General features: G+C 69.6%; 14 protein-coding genes, 1 tRNA gene and 1 riboswitch. Of the genes, 6 read left to right on the plus strand and 9 right to left on the minus strand.

The genetic code is table 11. From position 1 onward, the window contains the following. Nucleotides 1-15: 15 nt before the first annotated feature. Together LY625_RS04705 and LY625_RS04710 are read right to left on the minus strand one after the other, a co-directional pair. Nucleotides 16-2484, minus strand: coding sequence for a prolyl oligopeptidase family serine peptidase (locus tag LY625_RS04705; RefSeq protein ID WP_233737898.1), 2469 nt, complete (start codon nt 2482-2484; stop codon nt 16-18). Nucleotides 2485-2666: 182 nt separating this feature from the next. Then, complete coding sequence (locus tag LY625_RS04710) at nt 2667-4310, minus strand: LysM peptidoglycan-binding domain-containing protein (RefSeq protein WP_233738332.1); 1644 nt, start codon at nt 4308-4310, stop codon at nt 2667-2669. 169 nt (nt 4311-4479) lie between these two features. Then, a riboswitch (S-adenosyl-L-homocysteine riboswitch) is annotated at nt 4480-4559 on the plus strand. Nucleotides 4560-4618: 59 nt separating this feature from the next. Between LY625_RS04710 and ahcY the strand changes: the two genes are divergently transcribed. The 3 genes from ahcY (at nt 4619) to LY625_RS04725 (ending at nt 9526) form a co-directional block, all read left to right on the plus strand. After that, a complete protein-coding gene (ahcY, locus tag LY625_RS04715) occupies nt 4619-6064 on the plus strand; it encodes an adenosylhomocysteinase (RefSeq protein WP_233737900.1) in 1446 nt (481 codons plus the stop codon). A 447-nt stretch (nt 6065-6511) separates the two neighbouring features. Further along, nucleotides 6512-8548: a TonB-dependent receptor gene (locus LY625_RS04720; RefSeq protein ID WP_233738333.1), complete on the plus strand. Its 2037-nt coding sequence runs from the start codon at nt 6512-6514 to the stop codon at nt 8546-8548. Nucleotides 8549-8581: 33 nt separating this feature from the next. Beyond that, the gene (locus LY625_RS04725) at nt 8582-9526 is read left to right on the plus strand and encodes an ABC transporter substrate-binding protein (protein ID WP_233737902.1); all 945 of its coding nucleotides are present in this window, start codon (nt 8582-8584) and stop codon (nt 9524-9526) included. A gap of 13 nt (nt 9527-9539) precedes the next feature. Here LY625_RS04725 and LY625_RS04730 read toward each other — a convergent pair whose 3' ends face one another. After that, nucleotides 9540-10097 carry a DUF3228 family protein gene (locus tag LY625_RS04730; RefSeq protein ID WP_233737904.1) on the minus strand — a complete coding sequence of 186 codons (558 nt, stop codon included), beginning with the start codon at nt 10095-10097 and terminating at the stop codon, nt 9540-9542. 123 nt (nt 10098-10220) lie between these two features. Here LY625_RS04730 and metF point away from each other — a divergent pair, with 123 nt between their 5' ends. The 3 genes from metF to LY625_RS04745 all read left to right on the plus strand — a co-directional run bounded on the left by metF (nt 10221) and on the right by LY625_RS04745 (nt 12442). After that, nucleotides 10221-11045 (plus strand): methylenetetrahydrofolate reductase [NAD(P)H], encoded by an 825-nt coding sequence (gene metF, locus LY625_RS04735; RefSeq protein ID WP_233737906.1) that lies wholly within the window; start codon nt 10221-10223, stop codon nt 11043-11045. A gap of 105 nt (nt 11046-11150) precedes the next feature. Beyond that, nucleotides 11151-11822, plus strand: a complete 672-nt coding sequence (locus LY625_RS04740) for a hypothetical protein (RefSeq protein WP_233737907.1) — start codon at nt 11151-11153, stop codon at nt 11820-11822. A 44-nt stretch (nt 11823-11866) separates the two neighbouring features. Continuing rightward, the gene (locus LY625_RS04745) at nt 11867-12442 is read left to right on the plus strand and encodes a hypothetical protein (protein WP_233737908.1); all 576 of its coding nucleotides are present in this window, start codon (nt 11867-11869) and stop codon (nt 12440-12442) included. A gap of 9 nt (nt 12443-12451) precedes the next feature. Here LY625_RS04745 and LY625_RS04750 read toward each other — a convergent pair whose 3' ends face one another. The 6 genes from LY625_RS04750 to LY625_RS04775 form a co-directional block, all read right to left on the minus strand. Beyond that, nucleotides 12452-13792: a HAMP domain-containing sensor histidine kinase gene (locus LY625_RS04750; RefSeq protein WP_233737909.1), complete on the minus strand. Its 1341-nt coding sequence runs from the start codon at nt 13790-13792 to the stop codon at nt 12452-12454. Further along, nucleotides 13779-14462: a response regulator transcription factor gene (locus LY625_RS04755; protein WP_233737910.1), complete on the minus strand. Its 684-nt coding sequence runs from the start codon at nt 14460-14462 to the stop codon at nt 13779-13781. Before LY625_RS04755 ends, LY625_RS04750 begins: the two co-directional genes overlap by 14 nt. A gap of 255 nt (nt 14463-14717) precedes the next feature. Then, nucleotides 14718-15194, minus strand: a complete 477-nt coding sequence (locus tag LY625_RS04760; RefSeq protein ID WP_233737911.1) for a hypothetical protein — start codon at nt 15192-15194, stop codon at nt 14718-14720. Nucleotides 15195-15317: 123 nt separating this feature from the next. Beyond that, the gene (gene rimK / locus LY625_RS04765) at nt 15318-16202 is read right to left on the minus strand and encodes a 30S ribosomal protein S6--L-glutamate ligase (RefSeq protein WP_233737912.1); all 885 of its coding nucleotides are present in this window, start codon (nt 16200-16202) and stop codon (nt 15318-15320) included. Nucleotides 16203-16261: 59 nt separating this feature from the next. Then, nucleotides 16262-16335, minus strand: a tRNA-Gly gene (locus LY625_RS04770). Between the two features lie 42 nt (nt 16336-16377). Next, nucleotides 16378-18219 carry an autotransporter domain-containing protein gene (locus tag LY625_RS04775; RefSeq protein WP_233737913.1) on the minus strand — a complete coding sequence of 614 codons (1842 nt, stop codon included), beginning with the start codon at nt 18217-18219 and terminating at the stop codon, nt 16378-16380. Nucleotides 18220-18291: the final 72 nt, after the last annotated feature.

Raw genomic sequence — 18291 nt, forward strand, 5'->3', positions numbered from 1 at the left:
TGCGGACCGCGTGGGTCAGTCACGCGGGCCGGCGTCCTTGACGTACTTCTCCAGCCAGGCGTCCTCCTCGGCCAGCATGTGCAGGACCGACTCGCGCGCGCGGTAGCCGTGCGACTCCTTCGGCAGCATCACCAGCCGGGCGGTGCCGCCCAGGCCCTTCATCGCCGCGTACATGCGCTCGCTCTGCATCGGGAAGGTGCCGGAGTTGTTGTCGTCCTCGCCGTGGATGATCAGCATCGGCTCGTCGATGTCGCCGGCGTGGTTGAACGGCGACATCGTCAGGTAGGTCTCCTGCGCATCCCAGTAGTTGCGCTCCTCGGCCTGGAAGCCGAACGGGGTCAGGGTGCGGTTGTAGGCGCCGCTGCGGGCGATGCCGGCGCGGTACAGGTCGGAGTGGGCCAGCAGGTTCGCGGTCATGAAGGCGCCGTAGGAGTGTCCGCCGATGGCGATGCGGTCACGGTCGGCCACCCCGCGGCGCACCACCTCGTCGACCGCCGCCCGGGCACTGGCGACCAGCTGCTCGATGTAGGTGTCGTTGGGCTCGGCATCGCCCTCGCCCACGATCGGCATGCTCGGCCCGTCCAGCACCGCGTAGCCCCGGGCCAGGAAACCCAGCGGCCCCCAGTAGCTGATGGCGTTGAAGCGGTGCGGCGAGCCGATGACCTGGCTGGCGGCATCGGCCGACTTGAACTCGCGCGGGTAGGCCCACATCAGCATCGGCAGCGGACCGTCGCGGGTGGGGTCGTAACCGGCCGGCAGGTACAGGTCGGCGGTCATCTCGACGCCGTCGGCGCGGGTGTAGCGGATCTTCTCCTTGCTGACGTCGCGCAGTTCCGGCGTCGGGTGCGGGTAGCCGGTCAGCGCGCGCAACGCCCCGTCGCTCGCGCCCAGCTCGCGCACGTACAGGTTCGGCACCTCGGTAGGCGTCTCGCGGGTGGTCAGCAGCCGGTGGCCCTCATCGTCCAGCATCGCCTGCACCGACTCGTAATGCGGCGCCTGCGACTGGAACAGGCGGGTCGCCTGGCCGGACGCAGGATCGAAACGGTCGAGGAACGGACGGTCGCCCTCCGGCGAGGCACCGGCGCCCTCCAGGAAGATCTCCCCGCCATCGGTCACCACCAGCCGCGAGCGGCCGTTCGCATCGAGCGCGGTCACCGGCCGGCCCGGATCGCTGTAGCGGTCCTCGTAGGAGCGGTCGAACACCAGTGCCTGTCCGTCCGCCCGGTCCGGCGCGATCTTCCAGGTGCGGGTGCCGCGGTCCTTCCACCAGCGCTCGCTGACCAGCGCGAGGTCGCCATCGCCCCAGCTGATGCCGGCGTAGCGCATCGACAGGTCCGCCAGGACCTGCGGCTCGCCGCGATACGGCGCCGCCAGGGCGAATACCCGGTCGCGTACTTCGGCCTCGACCGCCGGGTCGCCGCCGTCCTGGGCCTCGACCCAGACCAGGGTGGCCGGTGCATCGTTGCGCCAGCCGACCGAGCGCATGCCCGTGGGTACCGCGTCGTTGCCGACCGGAAGGCCCTCGATCAGCGGCAGCCGCGCGTGTTCGTGCACCAGCGCGCCGGTGGTGTCCAGGACCTGGATCCGGCGCGGGAAGCGGTGGTACGGGACCAGGTAGGAGAACGGGCGCTCCAGTGACTGCACCAGCAGGTGCCGGCCATCCGGCGACGGCGAGGCGCCGACATGCAGCGCCGGCGCGCCGAGGGTCCGCACGTCGCCATCGATGCCGACCAGCGCCAGCTGCGAGCGCAGGTAATGCTCGAACACCTGCGCGTCGGCCTCGCTGGACAGCAGGTCCTGGTAGGTGCGGATCTGCTGCACCGCGCCGCCATCGGTCTGCTGGATGTTCGGGCCACCCGGCACCCCGTCCGCCGCCGGGGCTCCAGCGCCCGGTTGGCGCAGCATCACCAGCAGGCTGCCGCTGTCGGGCATCCAGGTGAAGCCGGATCCCGCCACCGCGTTGAGCGGCCGGGAGGTCAGCTGGCGGGCACGTGCGGTGGCCACGTCGACCAGCCACAGCTGGACCTCCCCGGCCACGTTGTCGACCTGGCTGAAGGCGAGGTGGCGCTGGTCCGGCGACCATGCGATCGAGGCGATCGCCAGGCTCCCGGGCAGCCCCTGCACCGGCCGCTCGCGCTCGCCATCCACGTCACGCAGCGACAGCCCGCTGCCAAACGAAAACGCGCTGCGCGACCAGGTATGCGGATGGATGCGCATTCCCGCCAGGCGCAGTTCCGGCTGTGCGACCACCTCGATGCCCGGCAGCGATGGCGTCTGGATGAAGGCCAGCAGGTCGCGTCGCGGACTGAGCGAGGCCTGCGGCGGGCGCGGCGCATCGACCAGCGCCTGCAGCGCGGGGACCGGCAACTGGTAGCCGGACCCGGCTTCCAGGCTGGTCGCCGGCTGGGCGGTGGCGGATAGCGCCAGCGGCAGCAGGCCGGCAAGCAGGGCAGTGGCGCAGGCGCGCCGCAGGACTGGGTTCATGCGTTTCCTCCGGGAACGGGCCGCAGCGGCGGCATCCGGCCACCATCACACGTATCGCCGTTGCCACTGCAGTGACGAAAGTCGTGGAAGAGGAAAGCCGCCACACGGGGCAAGTGGTCCGACATGAAAAAGGGGCCGCGATGCGGCCCCTCCCTGATGCAAGAAGCGTGGCATCCGGCCGGTCAGGAAGCCTCGGCCTCGACCTGTGCCTGGATCTTCTCGTACCCGTTGGCGATGTCCCCGTCCGCCGCCGACGAGATCGAGAACAGCTTGTAGGCGAACCCGTAGGAATCGTTGTTGAGGTTGCGGGCCAGGGAAACCGCGAAATCCATCGGCTCCACGCCCCGGTTGCCGTCGTAGTCCTCCACCATGATCCGCAGGTCGTGCGCGCCGGACTCGTAGGTATCCACGGCGTCTTCGGTCTGGTTGACCAGCGCCTGCATCTCCTCCTCGCTGAAGGTCAGCGTCGCGGTGTCGCCGGCCTCCACCGGGCCATTGGCCTGGACGTTGCCGGTCAGGACCACGTTGAGCAGCTGCTCGTTCTCGCCGGTCACCCCGACCTCGAACCGGTAGCTGCGCTCGCCCGGCAGTTCGTTGCCACCGGCATCAAAGCGCCGCTCGATGGTCAGCGGCACGTTGCCGCCATAGCTCAGGTCGGTGGTCAGCGAGTACGAGCCGTCGGGGTAGGTCACCTGGACCGAACTGCCGAGGTTGGCCTGCCCGCCCAGGTCGATCTTCACGTGCTTGCCCAGTTCGGCGCGCAGCTGTGTCTGCGAGGAGTAGTCGATCCGGGAGAGGGTGGCGACATTGGATACCCCGGGCGTCTCGTGGGCCACCTGGCCGGTGGCGTTGAAGTGTTCGAATGCGGCCTGGCCCTCCGCGGTGGAGATGTCGAACTCGGCGGTCTGCAGCTGCGCGCCGTGCAGCTGGTCCTCGCGGCCGGCCATGACCGAGACGTCACCCACCTTCAGGCCCACGCCGTTGAAGGCGTTGATGGTCTCGGTGGGACCGGCGGTGACCCGCACGGTGTCCTCGTCCACGCGCTCGACCTGGTAGCTCACGCCTTCGGCGTCGCTGATGTCGGTCTTGGTGCCGATATAGCGGAAGGAGGCCTCGAAGGAGGTGTTGACGAAGTTGCTGCCGTCGACCGTCACGCTGCCGCCGACCGGGATCGTGGTCGGGTCGAACGGGTTGACCGTGGCGGCCTGCTCCACCGTGGCCTCGCCGGGCAGCGACACCTTGTAGGTGCTCTTGAAACCGGTATCCACCCCGCCGCTGACATCCAGGCCGCGCGGACCGCCGTAGCCGGCCTCGCCCGACAGGCCGACCTGGGTCTGGGTGGAAACCGAGAACGAGGTGTGGGTGTCGCTCTGGCTCTCGGTCAGGGTGACCGAGGACTCGGAGCTGAGGGTGACCGAGAAGCCGTTGGTGCCCTTGGGGGACCCTTCCGGCCGGCTGTTGCCCAGCTCGGCCTTCTGCTTGTCGGTCAGGGTGACCGACTCGCTGTTGGGCTTCCAGGCGATGCTGCCGTCATCGTTCTTGACCGTGACCTTGACGTCGGTCGTGGAGTGGTTCGCGCTGCCCTGGTCGACCTCGCCGGCAACGCTCTGCGGCGGCGGCGGGATCTCGATCTGCTCGCCCTGCGGCAGCCGGTCGCCGGTGAGCCGGGGATTGGCCGCCAGGATCGCCTCCGGGCTGACCGAGTACTGCGCCGCCAGCGACTGCACCGTATCCCCGCTGCCGACGCGATGCTGGACCGGATCGAGCCGCGCCGGGTCCTGCTGGTGGGAGATGGGCGAGCTGGCGCCGCCGCCGTCATGGATCATGTGGACCAAGGTGGTTCTCCACTGAGTGGTGGTACGCCGGCGTTGGGCCGGCCTGCCCGCGGATCGTCGCAGGCACGGACCGGCGCCGGCATCTGGGGTCAACCCTTGGCCGCCCGCCTGCGCACCCTCCGGCACTGCCTGGCCGGGTGCTTCACGGTAGAATCGCCCATCCGCCGAGGGGCGCTGCGACCGCGACACAGAACGCGGCCAGGCTCGGTGGATTCCATGCATGAACGGCGCCCGGTTGCTGCCCTCACCCCAGCCCTCTCCCGCGGGCGGGAGAGGGAGCACAGACCGGAGCTTTGAGAATGAACGCACAAGCCAGGACCTTTTCCCAGGACGGCGACTACAAGATCGCCGACATCACGCTGGCCGACTGGGGCCGCAAGGAAATCGACATCGCCGAGCACGAGATGCCGGGCCTGATGTCGATCCGCCGCAAGCACGCCGCCGATGCCCCGCTCGAGGGCATCCGGGTGACCGGCTCGCTGCACATGACCATCCAGACCGCGGTGCTGATCGAGACCCTCAAGGACATCGGCGCCGACGTGCGCTGGGCCTCGTGCAACATCTTCAGCACCCAGGACCACGCCGCCGCGGCGATCGCCGCCACCGGCACCCCGGTGTTCGCCTGGAAGGGCGAGACCCTGGAGGAGTACTGGGACTGCACCCTGGACGCGCTGTCCTTCCCCGATGGCAAGGGTGGCTTCCTGGGCCCGCAGCTGGTGGTCGACGACGGCGGCGACGTCACCCTGCTGATCCACAAGGGCTTCGAGCTCGAGAACGGCAGCAACTGGATCGACACCCCGTCGGGCAGCCAGGAGGAGCAGGTGATCAAGAACCTGCTCCGGCGCGTGCACGCCGAGCGCCCGGGCTTCTGGACCACCGTGGTGCGCGACTGGAAGGGCGTCTCCGAGGAGACCACCACCGGCGTGCACCGGCTCTACCAGCTGGCCCAGGACGGCACGCTGCTGGTGCCGGCGATCAACGTCAACGACTCGGTCACCAAGTCCAAGTTCGACAACCTCTACGGCTGCCGCGAGTCGCTGGCCGATGGCCTCAAGCGCGCGATGGACGTGATGCTGGCCGGCAAGGTGGCGGTCGTGTGCGGCTATGGCGACGTCGGCAAGGGCTGCGCGGACTCGCTGCGCGCCTACGGCGCGCGCGTGATCGTCACCGAAGTGGACCCGATCTGCGCCCTGCAGGCGGCGATGGAAGGCTACGAGGTCACCACCGTTGAGGATACCCTGGGCCGCGGCGACATCTACGTCACCACCACCGGCAACAAGGACATCATCACCGCCCGGCACATGGCGGCAATGAAGGACCAGGCCATCGTCTGCAACATCGGCCACTTCGACAACGAGATCCAGGTCGATGCGCTCAAGGCGACCCCGGGCATCGAGCGGATCAACATCAAGCCGCAGGTCGACAAGTTCGTGTTCCCTGGCGGCAACGCGATCTTCCTGCTGGCGGAAGGCCGCCTGGTCAATCTGGGCTGCGCCACCGGCCACCCCAGCTTCGTGATGTCGAACTCGTTCGCCAACCAGACCCTGGCGCAGATCGACCTGTGGGCCAACAAGGACACCTACGAAAACAAGGTCTACCTGCTGCCCAAGCACCTGGACGAGGAAGTCGCCCGGCTGCACCTGGAAAAGATCGGCGTGAAGCTGACGAAGCTCTCCAAGGAGCAGGCCGACTACATCGGCGTGTCGGTGGACGGCCCGTTCAAGCCGGACCACTACAGGTACTGAGGGGCGAGGAACGAGGGGGGAGGAACGAGGAACGAGTAAAAGCGGGTCCCGTCGTCGTTCCTCACCCCTCGTCGTTTTTCACCCCCTCGTCGTTCCCGCGGACGCGGGAACCCAAGGACGTCCATGGATCCCCGCGTTCGCGGGGATGACCGCACTTGCGGGGATGACCGCACTTGCGGGGATGACCGCACTGCGGGGTCACCGCACTTGCGGGGATGACCTGTACTCGAGCGCACGCCGGACTCAGGCACCCACCCCGCTTTTACTCATTCCTCGTTCCTCTCCACTCGTTCCTCGCTCCTCGTTCCTCGCCCTATTGTGAATGGGAATCGATCTCATTACTATTCGCCCGGTCGTTTCGCAGCAGCGATGCCGCGATGGTTCCGGGCCCGGCGCCTTGCCGATGCGCGGCCCGTTTTCCCCCTTCTGGAGATCCCCGTGTCGAACATGTATTCCGCGCTGCGCTGGACGCCGCTCGCCGTTGCCCTTTCCGCGTTTTGCGCGCCCGTGGCGTCCGCCAACGGCGACCAGCCGACCGACCTGTCGACCGTGACCGTGCGCAGCGCAGCGGGTTTCGAGCAGGCGATCGCCGACGCGCCGGCCAGCATCTCGGTGGTCACCCGCGAGGAACTGGAGAAGAAGGCCTACGTCGACATCAACGACGCGGTGCGCAACATCCCCGGCCTGTACGTCACCGGCGGCGGGATCATGCAGGACATCAGCGTGCGCGGCATGACCTCGGCCTACACGCTGTTCCTGGTCGACGGGCGCCCGGTCTCGGCCGGCCGCGCGGTCAACACCAACGGCACCGACGGCGGCAAGCAGATCGGCCTGCCGCCGCTGGCGATGATCGACCGCATCGAGGTGGTCCGCGGGCCGATGTCCTCGCTGTACGGATCGGAGGCGATGGGCGGCGTGGTCAACGTGATCACCCGGGTCGCGCCGGAGGCATGGGGCGGCAGCGTGGGGATGGACTACACCGTCTCGCGCAACGACATCAGCAATGATGCCTTCAACTCGGACTTCTACCTCGGCGGACTGCTGGTCGGCGACGTGCTCGGCCTGCAGGTCAACGGCTCCTACCGGACCACCGAAGAGAGCGACTACGCCGGCGGCAGCGATTCGGCGGCCAGCACGCCCGAGTCCAAGCGCCGCACCCTGGGCGCGAAGCTGACCTGGCAGGCCAGCCAGGACGACCGCCTGTCCTTCTCGTGGGACACCTCGCGCCTGGACTACACCCATACCCGCGGCCGCAGCCTGCCCGACGATGCCGACGGTACCTACTACCGTTACGACAAGGACATCTACACGGTGGCCCACGACGGGAACTACGGGAACCTGTCCATCAACACCTACCTGCAGCACGACGTCTCCGACCGGGTGCAGGAACAGACCAGGAAGGAAGAGGTCACCACCCTCAACACCCAGGCGACGTACTTCGGCGAGCGTCATACCTACACCTTCGGCGGGCGCTACAAGGTCGAGGACTTCGTCGACGAGACCAATGGCCTGCTGACCTCCGACATTCCCGGCGCGGTGCGCAGCGTGGACCGCTGGATCGCCGCGGTGTTCGCCGAGGCCGAGTGGCGCATCACCGACGATTTCAACCTCACCACCGGCGTGCGCTATGACGACGACGAGCTGTTCGGTGGCCACGTCTCCCCGCGCGTGTACGGCAACTGGCACTTCACCGACAACCTCACCATCAAGGGCGGCATTTCCACCGGCTACACCCAGCCGTCGCTGGCCGCGGCGACCGAGGGTTTCGGCCGCGGCACCGGCGGCGCCGGCTCGCCGGCACCGCACCCGCGTGCGCTGATCATCGGCAACCCGGAGCTTGAGCCGGAGACGAGCGTCAACTACGAGCTCGGCTTCGTCTACGAGAACCGCCCCGCCGGCCTGACCGCCGCCGTAATGGCCTTCCACACCCGCTACAAGGACAAGATCGCCGAGGACCGGTTGTGCGACAACGGCGGCGACCGCGACGACCCGTCCACCTGGTCATGCGCCTTCGGTGGCAACAACTACCTGTTCCTGAGCACCCGCAAGAACGTCGACGAGGCGCAGATCCAGGGCGTGGAGCTGTCGCTGGACCACTGGCTGACCGACGCCCTGCGCATGAGCACCAGCTACACCTACACCGACTCGGAGCAGAAGAGCGGCGAGTTCATCGGCCAGCCGCTGAACAAGATCCCCGAGCACATGGCCAACCTCGGCCTGGACTGGTCGGCCGGCGACCAGCTCACGGTCTGGGCGCAGGGCAACTATCGCGGCAAGACCAGCGACTTCCTCAGCCGCACCTCGATGTCCTCCGGCACCCCGGGCTATGCCACCGCCGATGCCGGCATCGTCTACCGGGTATCCCCGCAGGTGGACCTGAAGCTCGGCCTGTACAACCTGACCAACCGCACGGTGACCAACGACACCTACGGCGTGGTGCTCGACGGCCGCCGCATCAACATCGGCGTGAAGCTGGACTTCTGAGCACGCCCGCCCCCGACCCAACGGAGTACCCACATGCGAATGATCCATCTGCTCGTCGGCGCGCTGCTGGCGGCCTCCGGGCCGCTGCAGGCCGGACCGGTCGAGGTCGAGCACGCGCAAGGCGTGACCACGGTGCCGGCGCATCCGGTACGCACGGTGGTGTTCGACCTGGCGATGCTGGACAACCTGCAGGCACTGGAGGTCGACGTCGTCGGGGTGCCCGATGCACGCTTTCCCGCGCACCTGGCCGGGTTCGCCGACGCACGCTACGGCAAGGTGGGCACCCTCTTCGAGCCCGACCTGGACGCGGTACGGGCGCTCGAGCCCGATGTCATCCTGGTCGGCGGCCGGTCCGCGTCGGCCTACGATGCCCTCAACGCCATCGCCCCCACCCTCGACCTGACGCCTTCGACCGGCGACTTCTTCAACGACGTCACCACGGGCCTGGAAACCCTGGGCCGCGTGTACGGCAGGCAGGAGCTCGCCGCGCAGCGGATCGCCGAACTTCGCGATCGCCGTGACACGGTTGCCGCCGCGGCCGCGGGCTCGACCGGCCTGGTGCTGTTCACGATCAACGGCAACGTGATCGCGCACGCGCCGGGCGCCCGCTTCGGCATCGTGCACGATGCGCTGGGCCTGTCCTCCGTGCTGCCCGCCCAGGCCCCGTCGACCGGTGGCCCGCGCCCGCAGCCGGGCTCCCCGGAAGCGGCCGCGGCGCGCGAAGAACAGGCCAGGGTGCTTGCCAGCGCGCTGGATGCCGAACCGGACTGGCTGCTGGTGCTGGACCGCGGCCTGGCCACCGGTGGCGCCGACGCGAAGGCCACCGAGTTGTCCGCACACGAGGCGGTCACCGCGACCGCGGCCTGGCAGGCCGGCCGCGTATTCCAGCTGGACCCGCCGGGCTGGTACCTGGCCAGCGGCGGCTACACCGTGCTGCGCGACACCCTTGAGGATTTCGCGCGGCGGCTGGCGCAATAGCCCGGGGGCGCCCTTACGGGCGCCAGTTGGCGTTGTTCTCCCAGAACTCCACCGCGCGCCGGTAGGCGCCGCGGTCCAGCGGCACGCCGGAGCCGCCCTCCTCCACCCCCAGCGCGTTGCGCATCATGGTGATCGGCGCCATCGGGATCTCCTCCGGTTCCATGGTGTACAGGCAGCCGACCACGCCCCAGTCGCCGTCGATCGGCTGCCCCTCCTTCTCCAGCTGATCCCGGCTGTAGAGGATCACCACCAGGTACTCCGCGACCGGTGGCTCCACGCCCTCGAACCAGCGCACCAGCACTGGCAGTTCGTCCCTGGAGCGCGCCTCGTAGGCGCTGCGCAGCAGGTGCCGGTTGGCGTCGGTCACCGGCACCGTCAGGCAGCGGGTGGACGTCCAGTTGCGGTGCACGTGCAGGCGGCAGAACGGGGCATAACCCGGCAACACCTGCAGCGGCGCCTCCTCGTTGATGCGGCGCTCGAACCCGTCGGGCGTGCAGTCCTGGATGGTGTTGCCGCGCCCCTGCGCGGGGAACAGGCGACGGCGGGCGAAGGGGGTCAGGACGATGGACATGGCGGGCACCTGGCGGGACCGCGGCAGCGTACCGGGCCGGGACGCGGGTGGCGAGCAGGCCGATGACGCATCAATCGCGATGAAGCGATATAGTCAAGCGGAACCCAACACCGGCGCCCGCCCATGGTTCCCGTCAGCTTCGAGTTCTATCCACCCAAGAACGACCCGCAGCGCGCGCAACTCGACCGTGCCGCGACCCGGCTGGCCGCTGTGGCCCCGGAGTACGTCAGCGTCACCTTCGGTGCCGGCGGTTCGACGCTGAGCCACACCCCGGAGGCGATCCGCCGCCTGCGCGGCAAGCACGGCTTCCAGGCCGCCCCGCACATCACCTGCATGGGCGGCTCGCGCGAGGAGATCCGCGGCCTGCTCAAGCTCTACCGGGCGCTGGGCGCCCGCCGCCTGGTGACCCTGCGCGGCGACCTCCCCTCGGGCATGGTCAGCCCCGGCGACCTTCGCCACGCGAGCGAGCTGGTCGAGTTCATCCGCAACGAGACCGGCGACTGGTTCCATATCGAGGTCGCCGCGTACCCGGAAACGCATCCGCAGGCGACCGACGCCCACGTCGACCTGAAACATTTCATCGACAAGGTGAAGGCCGGAGCGGATGGCGCGATCACCCAATACTTCTACAACGCCGACGCGTACTTCCGGTTCGTCGATGACGTCCGTGCCGCCGGGGTGGACGTGCCGGTGGTGCCGGGCATCATGCCGATCTCCAACTTCAGCCAGATCCGTCGCTTCTCCGGCATGTGCGGGGCGGAGATCCCGCGCTGGGTGGCCCAGCGGATGCTGGCCTTCGGCGACGATGTCGAAAGCGTGCGGGCGTTCGGGGCCGAGGTGGTGGGCCAGCTCTGCCGCCGGCTGCTCGACGGCGGCGCCCCCGGGCTGCACTTCTACACCCTGAACCTGGCGAAGCCGACGCTGCGGGTGCTCGAGCGGTTGTCCTGAGGTTCAGCGGATGGCGTGCCGCCGTTAAGTTCCAGGGGCTTGCGCCCACGGTGCGATGACAGGGGCAGGCGAAGCATGGAGCGCACTCCCCGCCCGTGCGTATCGATGCACCCTCTAGTCCCCGCGCTTTCCGGCCTGCTTCTGCTCGCGACCGCCACCGCGCCTGGCCCGCTGCAGGCACAGGAGCGCGGCAGCGGCATCCAGCGCTGCGAACGGCCCGACGGCACCCGGGTCTACACCGACCAGGACTGCACCGTCTTCTCCGCCACGCCGGCACCGGTGGAAGGCGAGCTGCTGATGCGGCTGGCCAGCGACGGCGGCGGTGACGCACCGGCCCCGCTCGCGGCGATCGCCTCCCATGTATCCCCTTCTCCCGCCGAGGTGCCCATCCCGCTCGCCCGCGACAACGCGGCGCCACCATCGCCCCTGCCCCGCACGACCGGCCGCGGCTGCGCACATTCCCCGACCCAGCTGGTGATGGACCTGCGCGCGGCCTGGTCCGAGGGCGACGTCAACCGGATCGCCGCGAGCTACCACTGGGCAGGGAGCGGCACGCGCGAGGCCACGTCGGTGATGGCGCGCCTGCAATCGCTGGCCGCGCTGCCGCTGCAGGACATCCGCCATTACGGCACTGGCGGCGGGCTGGCCCGGCTTGCCGGTAGGGGGGCCGCCGCCAGTGCCGAACGCCTGCACGTGGTACTGGGTGACGGCGGGCGCACCCGGGTCCACGATTTCCGCCTCACGCCACACCAGGGCTGTTACTTCATCCGCTTCTGATGCACGCGCTTTGACGCGGGCTTCACCTGGAGTAGCCTGCCGGAATGGCTGTACTTTCTTCCCGGCTTGGCCGCCCGCGCACTGGCGCGCTTGCCGTCCTCGCGGCAGCGGCACTCCTTCCGGCGGCGACCTGGGTCCCGCCGGCACACGCCCAGGTCCGCCAGTGCGCGGGGCCCGATGGCCGCGCGGTATTCACCGATCGCAGCTGCGAAGACGTCGGCGCCCGGGCCGCCGCCGCTGGCGCCACGGCGGCCGGCCAGGTGCTGCACACGGGCTGCGCGCGGAACGTGCGCGAACTGGTCTGGGAGGTCTCGGCCGCGATCGACCTCGGCGACGTCAACCGGCTCGCCGGCGTCTACCACTGGACCGGCATGACCGGGCGCAGCGGCAACGAAGTCATGAACCGCCTGCAGGCCCTGGTCGGGCGTCCACTGCTGCATGTCGCCCCGGTGGTGCAGCGCCGGGCGCCCCGGGCCTGGAGCGTGCTCGATGACGGCCGCCGTGCAACGACGCCCGCGCCGGTCGCGCTCCAGCTCGAGCAACTGCAGCCCGGCGGCGACGCCACCCGCACCACCTTCAACCTGCACCAGCACTTCGGCTGCGTGTGGCTGGCCGGCTGAGCCGCCAGGCTACGGCAACGCCGCTTCCGGCTCATCGAAGCACAAGGTCGCGATGACCCCGCGCTCGCCACCCGAACGCACGCGAACATCCCAGCCATAGAGGTCGCACAGCCGGCGCACGATCGACAGGCCGATGCCGCCGCCCTGCGATGCACCGGAATGCGCTCCGCGGTAGCCGCGGCGGAACAGGTTGGCCGCGTCCTCCTCGCTCAGTCCCGGTCCGGAGTCGTGGATCTCCACCGAGTTCCGGTGCAGACGCACCACGACCTCGCCTTCGGCCGTGTACTTGGCCGCGTTGCCGATCAGGTTCCCCAGGGCGACCGTGACCGCCGATTCGGGGGCATCGACCACCGGCCCGCCCTCGCCCACCAGCCGCAGTTCCACCGGCTTGCCGGCCAGCTGCGCGCGGTGGCTGTCGAGCAACTGCGCCGCCACCCGGGCCACATCGGTCAGGCCGTGCCCGCGCTCGTTGCGCGACAGCAGCAGCAGCGCGCTGATCAGGTCGGTGCACTGCTGCTCGGCGCGCTGGATGCGCAGCAGGCGCGTCCGGCTCTTTTCGTCGAGCTCCGGGCTCGACAGCAGCAGTTCCACCGCACCCTTGATCACCGCCAACGGCGTGCGCAACTCATGGCTGACGTCGGCGTTGAACTCGCGGTCGCGCTGCACCACCTCGGTCAGGCGCGTGGCGTAATCGTCGAGTGCCTCCGCGAGCTGGCCGACCTCGTCGTCGGGGAAATGCACCGCCAGCGCTTCCGGCTGCGAGCTGCGCCCGGACCCCTTGAGCCGGCGCGCCAGCTCCGAGACCGGGCTCATGACCCGCGAGGCCGACCACCAGCCGACCACCAGTGACAGCAGGGTCAGCAGCAGCACCGAGCCGTAGATGGCGCGGTTGAACTTCACCTCGCTGCGCTTGGCCTCGGTGGTGTCGTAGGCCAGGAAGAACCAGGCATTGGGCGTCTTGCGCACGCCCAGCATGTAGGAGAACTCCTGGCCGGCCTCATCGACGCCGGTCATCCGGGTGATCCCGTCCTCCAGGGCGTACCAGTCCGGCCGCCTGCGCCGCACCGCATCAAGCCGGTCGGTGGGATAGACGAAGGCGCGGATCTGGTCGACCGGGAACTCGGGATTGCCGGGATTGAGCTCGAACTGCCGCGCCGCGCTTTCGATGTTGCGGTTGATGATGTCCTCGACCAGCTGGTTCTCGACCCGGGCGCGGGTGCTGTTGGTCGCCCACGCGAACAGCAGCGTCAGGCCGAAGCCGAGCAGGACGAAGGACAGGATGATGCGGGTGCGCAGCCGCCGCCGGTGGCGCGGCCTGCGTAGCGGGACCGCAGGTTCAGCTTGCGGCATCGAGTTCCGCGATCCGGTAGCCGATGCCATGGCGGGTCTGGATCAGAGGGGTGTCGAACGGCTTGTCGACCACTTGGCGCAGGCCGTGGATATGCACCCGCAGGCTGTCGGAATCGGGCAGTTCCTCGCCCCACACCCGGGTCTCCAGCTCCTGCCGGGTGACCACCGCCGGGCTGGCTTCCATCAGCGACTGCAGGATCTTCAGCGCGGTGGGGTTGAGCTGCAGCAGCTTGCCCTGGCGGCGGACCTCCAGCGTGTCGAGGTTGTATTCCAGGTCCGCGGCGTTGAGCACCCGGGTCTGCACCCCGCGCCCGCGCCGGGACAGCGCGTTGAGGCGGACCTCGACCTCCTGCAGCGCGAACGGCTTGATCAGGTAGTCGTCGGCGCCGGAATCGAAGCCCGCCAGCTTGTTCTCCAGCGTGTCACGCGCGGTCAGCATCAGTACCGGGGTCTGCTTGCGCGCCTCGTTGCGCAGCTTGCGGCAGACCTCCAGGCCGTCCAGGCCCGGCAGGTTGAGGTCGAGCACGATCGCGTCGAAGTCGTTCACCACCGCCAGGTGCAGCCCGGTGATGCCATCGGCGGCGAAGTCCACCGAATGCCCGCGGTCCTCCAGGAAGTCCCCGAGGTTGGCGGCGATGTCGCGGTTGTCTTCGATGACGAGGATGCGCATGTAGGTCGTTCCTGCTGGTTCTGGATCGCGACAGGCTGCCGGTCGCGGCGTCATGGACGCGTGCGCGGACAGGGTACAAAAAACCCAGGCACGGAAACCGCACCTGGGCCAAAGGGTGTCACCCCGATACTGGACTGCCTGCGGCCGGTGCCGCCGGACTCCGGTAGGAAGCTGAAGTTAGGCGCTCTGCCATTAAACCGGTGTTAACCAAATGTAATGAAGGCGATCATCGGGCAGTCCGCGCCCACGAGCGCCTCAGAACTCCTGGTTCGGCGGCGGCTGCGCGGGGCGGATCGAACGGAACATCTCCTGTCCGCCCTCGCGCAGCCGGCGCCGCTCGGCGACGGTGGCACAGGTATTGACCGGACGGTTGCTGCCGACGTGGCGCTCGCGGCGACAGACCAGCCGGCTGTCGGCGGCCGCCCGGTCCAGGATCGCGTTGAGTTCTTCCTGCAGGTTGAACAGTTCGACCTTGCGGCCCTGGCCCAGGGCCCCGGCCCGGCCGTCCTCGCCGACCAGCTCGCCCATCCGGCGCAGCAGTTCCCGTGCGCGTTGCTGCTGCTCGGGCTCGATCTCGGCATAACGGCCATTGGCGGCGAACTCCTTCTCCACCCCGGCCTGCTGCGCCTGTAGCGGCTCACCCTGCGAGAGGTCGACCTCACCCGCCGTCGCGCCCAGGCACAGGGTGGCGAGGGCCGCGGCGATACCCGCCTGCCAAATACGGTTCTTCATCTTTTGCTGTTCTCCCCCTGGATTATTGCTGTCGCGCACAAGCCAACGCCGGGCGCCCACCGCGCCGACACCGCCTCCGCGATCCCGGCACGTGGCGACCGTAGCATGCGGCCGGGGCCCGGCTCACCCCGGGCCGCGGCCACGCTGCCCCACGTGGTCGATGATCGCCGCGGCAACATCGATCCCGCTGGCTTCCTCTATTCCCTCCAGCCCGGGCGAGGCATTGACCTCCAGCACCAGGGAGCCGGCCGACGAGCGGACCATGTCCACCCCGGCGACCTCCAGGCCCAGGACCGCGGTGGCGCGCACGGCGAGCTGCTGCTCGGCCCGGGTCGGGCGGGCCCGGCTGGCGGTGCCGCCGCGATGCAAGTTGGAACGGAACTCCCCTCGCGGTGCCTTGCGCCGCATCGCGGCCACCACCCTGTCGCCCACCACCAGGCAGCGCAGGTCCGCTCCCCTGGCTTCGGCGACGAACTCCTGCACCAGGAACTGCGCGTGCAGGCCGCGCAGCGCCTCCACCACCCCGCGCGAGGCAGACAGCTTCTCGGTCAGCATCACCCCCGCGCCCTGGCTCCCCTCGTTGAGCTTGATCACGTGCGGGGCCGGACCGAGCATCGCCAGCAGGTCGGCGGTGTCATCGGGGTTGTCGCCGAACACCGTGGCGGGCATGCCGATGCCGGCAGCGGCCAGCAGCTGGTGGGCGCGCAGCTTGTCGCGCGCGCGCAGCACCGCGTCGGCCGGGTTGGGGCTGTAGCTGCCCATCAGTTCGAACTGTCGCAACACCGCCGTGCCGTAGCGGGTGATGGACGCGCCGATGCGCGGGATCACCGCGTGGTAGCCCGATACCGGGTTGCCCTTGTAGCGCATTGCGAAGCCGCCGGGCTGGATGCGCATGTAGCAGCGCAACGGGTCGAGCACGCGCACGCTGTGGCCACGCCCGCGTGCCGCCTCCACCAGTCGCCGGGTCGAGTAGAGCTTGCTGTTGCGCGAGAGGATCGCGAGCTTCATCGGGGTTCCGGCGGGGGAACGAAAAACGGCGGCCCGGATGTGCCGGGCCGCCGTGGAACTGGAGCGGGTGAAGGGAATCGAACCCTCGTCGTAGGCTTGGGAAGCCTCTGCTCTACCATTGAGCTACACCCGCGTCCGACAAGTGTAGGCCCTGCATGGGCCGCAGGGAATCCCCTCAGAACCCGCGCCCGACCGTCAGGAAGGCGGACGTGTGGTGGGCGTCGCCCTGCCCCGCGGTCAGGCTGGCGCCCAGGTTGGCGTCCAGGCCGAACAGCCGGGTGCGCACGCCGACGGTGGCGGTGCCGTAGCTGTCGTCGAAAGCCACGCCGGGCACCGCGAACAGGCCGGTACCGGGCATCGACTGCAGGCGGCCGAAGGCCTGCTCCGCGTGGTCCTCGAACTCGCGGTCCACGGTCAGGCGGGCGTAGGGCTCGAAGGCCGGGTTGGCGGCGTAGCGCAGCTGCCAGCCGGCGGTACCGATCAGCGAGTCGAACTTCTGGTCCGGATAGGCCAGCGAGCTCGACAGGGCGGCGTCGCTCTCGGCGAAGCCGTCGATCTCGATGCGCTGGGCGAGCACGCCGATGACCGGACCGTGGCGCAGCGCGCCCTGGCCGAACTCGTAGCCGGCATCCAGCCCGAGGCTGACGTTGCTGCCGTCCACGTCGGCGCGGTGCACGCGGGTCAGCGGACCGAGGTTGGCGTTGCGGGCGACATCGATGGCCACGTCGGTGTAGCTGGCCTGCAGGTTCACCCAGGCGCCGCCGGAGCGCCAGCCCAGGTAGCCGCCGATGCTGGTCTCGTCCTGGTCGAAGCTGCCACCGCGGCGGCCCCAGTCGTACTTGCCCGCGCCGTAGCCCAGGAAGCCACCCCAGGTCAGGTTTCCGCGGGTCCAGTCGGCACCCAGGGTCAGCGCCGGCCCGGCGCCGTCATACAGGGTGCCGTGGTCGTAGCGCTGGAAATCCCCACGCAGGTCCATCCACCAGCCGCTGCCCTCGCCACTGGCGCCCTGCAGCCGTGCGCCGACGCGCTCGGCACGGGCGCGGCCGGTCATCGCCGCGGAGTTGGCCAGCACCGCCATCTGCCGCGGCGCCTCGAGCACCGAGGTGGCATAGCCGGCAATCACCCCGTGTGCACCGCCGGAGGGATGCACGCCGTCGGCGAAGGCGTAGCTGGTCGCCGCGTCCGGGCTGACATAGGTCCCCGGGTGGCAGGTGACCGACTGGGCGGTGATCTGCGGCTGACAGGCGGTGCCGGTGATGTTGCTGAAGCCGAAGGAGCCCGGATCGGCGGCGACCTCCTGGAACAGGTGGAAGATGTCCAGCGGGATCACCCGCAGGTTGTTCTGCGCCAGCGCGCCGTACAGCGCCTCGTTGTAGGCGGTCGAGATCGCCGTCAACCCGGCCTGCGCCTGCGCGCCCTGGGCACGCGCGGACGGGGTCAGGCCCAGGTCCGGAATGCTGGGCACCAGCACGTATTGCGCGCCCGCCGCCTGCAGGCTGCCGATGATGCCGACCTGCGCCGCCACGGCCGCCCCGATGTTGGCCACCGGCGCGCCCTGGGCCACTGCGAACAGGTCGTTGTGCCCGCCCCATACGGTGTACAGCGCATTGGGGTCGGCGACGCCACCGGTCGTGGCCAGGTAGGCCTGCAACTGGGTGGTCATCGACGGCGTGGGCCCGAGCGGGCCCACGGTGTCGGTATCGACCAGCGCCCCGCCGACGGCGTAGTTGCTGCCGCCCTGCCCGTCGGGCGCGGCGGTGGTGCCGTAGTAACCGGCCAGGTACTCGGACCAGACCAGCCACGGGTTGGTGGTGAAGCGGCCGAGGATCGCCGCGTCCGGACCCACCGCGCCCACCAGTGCCGGACGGAAATGACCCGAGTCGGTCAGGCTGTCACCGAAGAACACGGTCTGCGAGTACGGGCTGTCGTTGTCGCTGGTGCCGTGCGACTGCGCGAGCGCCGGAGCGGCGGCAAGCGCCAGGGCCACGGCGAGGATGCTGCGGATGGGACGGGTCATCGACTGCTCCTTGTGAGGGGGTGCGCCGGAACCGCCGGCGCATCCGGAACACTATGGCAGCACGGAGCCCGG

It is taken from the genome of Lysobacter sp. GX 14042, assembly GCF_021390425.1.
Taxonomy (GTDB): domain Bacteria; phylum Pseudomonadota; class Gammaproteobacteria; order Xanthomonadales; family Xanthomonadaceae; genus Novilysobacter.